At 40.8% G+C, this 4,568-nt stretch carries 6 protein-coding genes; all 6 read left to right on the top strand.

The genetic code is table 11. From position 1 onward, the window contains the following. The first annotated feature begins 284 nt into the window (after positions 1-284). Positions 285-941, top strand: a complete 657-nt coding sequence (locus IM322_RS21365) for a vWA domain-containing protein (protein ID WP_287676974.1) — start codon at positions 285-287, stop codon at positions 939-941. Between the two features lie 13 nt (positions 942-954). Continuing rightward, complete coding sequence (locus IM322_RS21360; RefSeq protein WP_287676977.1) at positions 955-1,713, top strand: PP2C family serine/threonine-protein phosphatase; 759 nt, start codon at positions 955-957, stop codon at positions 1,711-1,713. A gap of 206 nt (positions 1,714-1,919) precedes the next feature. Then, positions 1,920-2,231, top strand: a complete 312-nt coding sequence (locus IM322_RS21355) for a nucleotidyltransferase family protein (RefSeq protein WP_287676979.1) — start codon at positions 1,920-1,922, stop codon at positions 2,229-2,231. Between the two features lie 24 nt (positions 2,232-2,255). Beyond that, a complete protein-coding gene (locus IM322_RS21350) occupies positions 2,256-2,528 on the top strand; it encodes a BrnA antitoxin family protein (protein WP_287711760.1) in 273 nt (90 codons plus the stop codon). Positions 2,529-2,620: 92 nt separating this feature from the next. Then, complete coding sequence (locus tag IM322_RS21345; RefSeq protein WP_287676984.1) at positions 2,621-2,854, top strand: FitA-like ribbon-helix-helix domain-containing protein; 234 nt, start codon at positions 2,621-2,623, stop codon at positions 2,852-2,854. Positions 2,855-3,067: 213 nt separating this feature from the next. Next, positions 3,068-4,568, top strand: a 1,501-nt coding sequence (locus IM322_RS21340) for an SUMF1/EgtB/PvdO family nonheme iron enzyme (RefSeq protein ID WP_287676987.1), incomplete at its 3' end; no start/stop codon positions are given.

The raw sequence follows: 4,568 nt of genomic DNA, 5'->3' as shown, positions 1-4,568 counted from the left end.
TGTGTGGAAACGAGGTCTATACTGATAGAATATCCGCAAAATAGCCCTAAAAGTCTTGCCCGATAAGCATTTCACGATTCCATAAGCAAAAATTATCACACAAAGTCGAGAAGAGCCACCCTGCGACTAATGGCCAAAAATCAAATCCTGCGTTCAGCTTAAAGGAAAGATACCTTTTCTGATGGGACTCGCAGAGATAATATAATAGGACAAAAAGTAGATAATCCCAATTCCTAAGATACCCATAGTTCCCCCAGTTCAAAAATTTAGGAGGCTTGAAAAAAATGCCGATTGGTGTGGCTGAATTTGTCGAAAACCAGGAAACTCGCTGTCCTGTGGTGCTACTACTAGATACCTCTGGTTCAATGCTAGGGGAACCGATTAAGGCTCTCAATGATGGGATCAAAACCTTTCAACAGGATGTGATGCGAGATACCCAGGCGACGTTAAGTGTAGAAACTGCCATTATTACTTTTGGCAATGGAGGGGTTAAAACCGTGCAGGATTTTGTCGGAATTGACCAATTTACGCCACCTACTTTAACCGCAGGAGAGTTAACTCCCATGGGAAAAGCGATTGAATTGGCTTTAGATTTAATCGAAGATCATAAAGCGATTTATAAAAGTTATGGTATCCAATATTATCGCCCCTGGGTATTTTTAATTACTGATGGTGCGCCTACGGATCAATGGAATCTGGCGGCGCAACGGGTAAAACAAGCAGAAGCAGAAAATCGGGTTTTATTTTTTTCTGTAGGTGTTCAGGGTGCTGATATGGAGACGCTCAAACAGATTTCTAATAATCCCCCCGTGTTACTCAATGGTTTAGATTTTCGGGATTTATTTCAGTGGTTAAGTAACTCAATGAAACGAGTTTCTGGTGGTAAAATTGGAGAGGCGATCGATTTACCACCAGTGAATTGGGGACAAATTACCACCTAGAGGACAGTTAATTATGTGGAGAACATTATGTCAGTCGGTGGTCGGTAGTTTTCATATCCAAGCGGGATTACCCTGTCAAGATTACGGTGCTTATCAAGTATTGGGTCAGGATGTTTTGATTGGAGCCGTGGCCGATGGGGCCGGTAGTGCCAAACATTCGGATTTGGGTGCGAAAATAACAGTTAAAGCATCGCTGCAATTTTTAGAGGAAAATCTCAAAAAAACAGCATTAGCTGCCACTGGAACTGAAGCCGAATTAAAGGAAATATTCCGGCGACTGTTGGCTCATATTCAGCAAATTCTCCAAGAAGAAGCCGAAAAAGAACAGTTAGACATTAATGATCTAGCGACAACTTTACTGGTGGTTTTGGTTACTTCAAAACGATTAGCGGCGATGCAGATAGGAGACGGTTTTATTGTGTTCAAACCTGTGGGAGGAAATTATCAGTTATTGTTCCAGCCTGACAAGGGAGAATACATCAATGAAACCACTTTTGTTACTTCTAGCAATGCTTTGGAGGATATGCAAATAGGAGTTTTAACTGAGCCAGTTGCGTTTATTTGTGTGGCGACGGATGGGGTAGAAAAGGTATCTATCGATTATAAAAATTGGCAGCCTTTTCCGCCTTTTTTTCAGCCATTAGAAGAGTATTTGCAACAGACAGAAACTCCGTCGAAGGAAGACCTCAAAGAATTTTTAGAGCGGGAGGATTTAAATAAGTTAACAACCGATGATAAAACGCTACTCCTAGCTTTTTGTTTAAGAAACTGAGGGGTTTAAGAAACCGGGTTTGTTTAAGAAACCCGGTTTCTGTATCTAAAACGTCGTGCTTTGTAGGTTGATTCATGAATCAACCTACTATGGGAGCAAAAACCTGTACTTCCCTGCTCCCTAGAAACCCAACTCAATTATTAAAAAATGTTGGGTTTCACTATCGTTCAACCCAACCTACGATAAGACTGTGGACTAAGTAGATCATGAAAATTGACGAATTACTCAAAAACAAACGAGAAAAAATTATTGCTATTGCGGCTAAACACGGCGCAAATAATGTGCGAATTTTTGGTTCTATTGCACGGGGAGAAGCTGACGAAAAAAGCGATATTGATTTATTAATTGATTATTGTAGCGAACGTCGGAGTCCCTGGTTTCCCTTGCCGTTAATTAGAGAACTTGAAGCCTTGTTAGGCTGCAAAGTTGATATTGTTACCGAACAGGGACTTAAAGATAGAATCAGAGAGCGGGTACTTAAAGAAGCAATACCCCTCGCTCTAATAAAACTCGTATAATCTCAATGAGAAAGGCAAACAATCGTGAGCAGAAAATCTATCAAAAGCGACTTGAAGAGAATTGATGCGATGACGGATGAGAATATCGATTATTCTGATATTCCGCCGTTAAGTGATGAATTCCTTACCCAAGAAACAGTATCTTTTTCGCCATCAAAGCAGCAATTAACCATCCAACTAGATCAAGATATATTAGAATGGTTAAAAGCCCAAGGAAAAGGATATGAGACACAAATTAACTACATCTTGCGGGAAGTGATGGAACAGCAGCAGCAAAAAACAACGAACCTGATTTGATTACAAGGTTTGTTGTTGCGCTTCAGCACTCAACTCTGGCGAAAATTGGGCTAAAGTTAATTCGAGTAATCTGTATAAAACGGAGGTCGTCTATGGCAGATTTAATCGTCCGCAATATCGATGAAGCCATCGTCAAAGCTCTCAAAAAGCGAGCCAGCCAACAGGGTATCAGTGCCGAAGCCGAACACCGCAAAATCTTAGAAAAAGCCTTGCTGCAACCGCAACGAAAATCCTTGGCAGAGGTGCTATGCCAGATTCCCAACGTTGGCAACGATTCAGACTTCGATCGCATTCAAGATGACACAGCCAAACCAGTATTTAATTGATACTAATATTATTAGTAAGTGAGCAAGATTCTCACACTTATAATAAGTAGGTAGGTGTTAAAAGTTGTCAGACACCCCCCTTATCAAGGGGGGCAGGGGGGATCGAACCCAAAATCTATCTTCAATTTAATTATAACCAGCTACTTATATCTAACTTATTAGAAACGACTAGATAAATTTTTCTGAACAGCATAAATACTCGGAGATTTTTTGATGTCTTTAACTTATCGCTGTCAACGACAGAATAGCCCAATTACCCTAACGCAAGAACTTGCCAACAGTGGCGAAGCGAAAGTATGGCACACTAACTTTAATGGCTACTTAGCGAAAATCTACCACAATCCCCATAATGAACGGATAAATAAATTACAATTAATGGTGAGATATTGCCCCAGGGATCCTAACGCTCACCTTAACCATATTTCCTTCGCTTGGCCCTATTCTATCTTAGAAGATAACCAGGGAGAAGTTGTCGGGTTTTTAATGCCAAAAGTGGTGGGTTCAGAAACATTATTAAAGATTTGTACGCCCATAATGAGAAGAAAATACAAGTTAGAAACTAATTGGTATTTTCTTCATGTAGTAGCGCGGAACATAGCCGCTATTATCGAAGCAATTCACGTTAAAGGTTATGTTTTAGGAGACATAAAGCTAGAAAATATCTTAGTGAATAATCGGGGGTTGCCTACAATTATTGATACAGATTCATTTCAAGTATCAGACCCCCATAGCGGTAAAATATATCGGTGTTTAGTTGGCTCAGAAGGATTTACCCCAGCGGAATTAATCGGAGTGAATATAGCAGATGTAGATCAAACAGAAGTGCATGATCGCTTTCGATTAGGAGTTGTTATTTATTATCTACTATTCGGTGGTCCGCCGTTTCGGGGAGTGTGGCAAGGAGCGGGAGAGCAGCCGGAACAATCACAATTAATTCTCCGAGGACTCTGGCCTTTTTCTGGGGATAAATTGGTTGTACCTAGTAATACTACCATACCATTAAATATTTTACATCGCGACTTACACGCCCTATTTTTGCGCTGTTTCAATGAGGGACATAAATTCCCCCAAAAACGACCGACGGCTGAGGAATGGCGTGGTACTTTGGAAGCTGCATTAAAAGAGGTTATACCCTGTAGTAAAATTGATAGTCATTACTACAGCAAAAGTTACGGAAAGTGTTATTGGTGTGAGCGAGCTAGTGATTTAAATTTTGATATTTTTCCGGGTAAAAGTATCGCTACTGTGACACCTACACCCCTACCTAAAGTATCGCCACCACCGCCATCTTCGCCATCACCTCCCCCAGCAAAGCTAACTCTATTTACCGAAAACCTACCCAAGGGAATAACACTAGAGATGGTAAGCTTACCAGCAGGTAAATTTCTCATGGGTTCTTCTGACAGTGATCCCGATGCCAGCGATTATCAAAAGCCTCCACACCAAGTTAAAGTAAACAGTTTTGCCATTGGCAAATATCCCATTACTCAAGCACAATATCAAGCGGTAATGGGAAACAATCCCTCTTACTTTAAAAATAATCCCCAAAATCCGGTAGAAAAGGTTAGTTGGGACGATGCTCAAGCTTTTTGTCAGAAATTGAGTCAAATAACCGGGAAAACCTATCGCCTACCCACAGAAGCGGAATGGGAATATGCTTGTCGTGCCGGGACAACCACTCGCTATTATTTTGGTGATAATGATAATCAGTTAG

Source organism: Microcystis sp. M109S1 (assembly GCF_020247025.1).
Lineage (GTDB): Bacteria > Cyanobacteriota > Cyanobacteriia > Cyanobacteriales > Microcystaceae > Microcystis.
The sequence above is the reverse complement of the archived record's forward strand: the minus strand, read 5'-3'. Positions and strand labels throughout refer to the sequence as shown.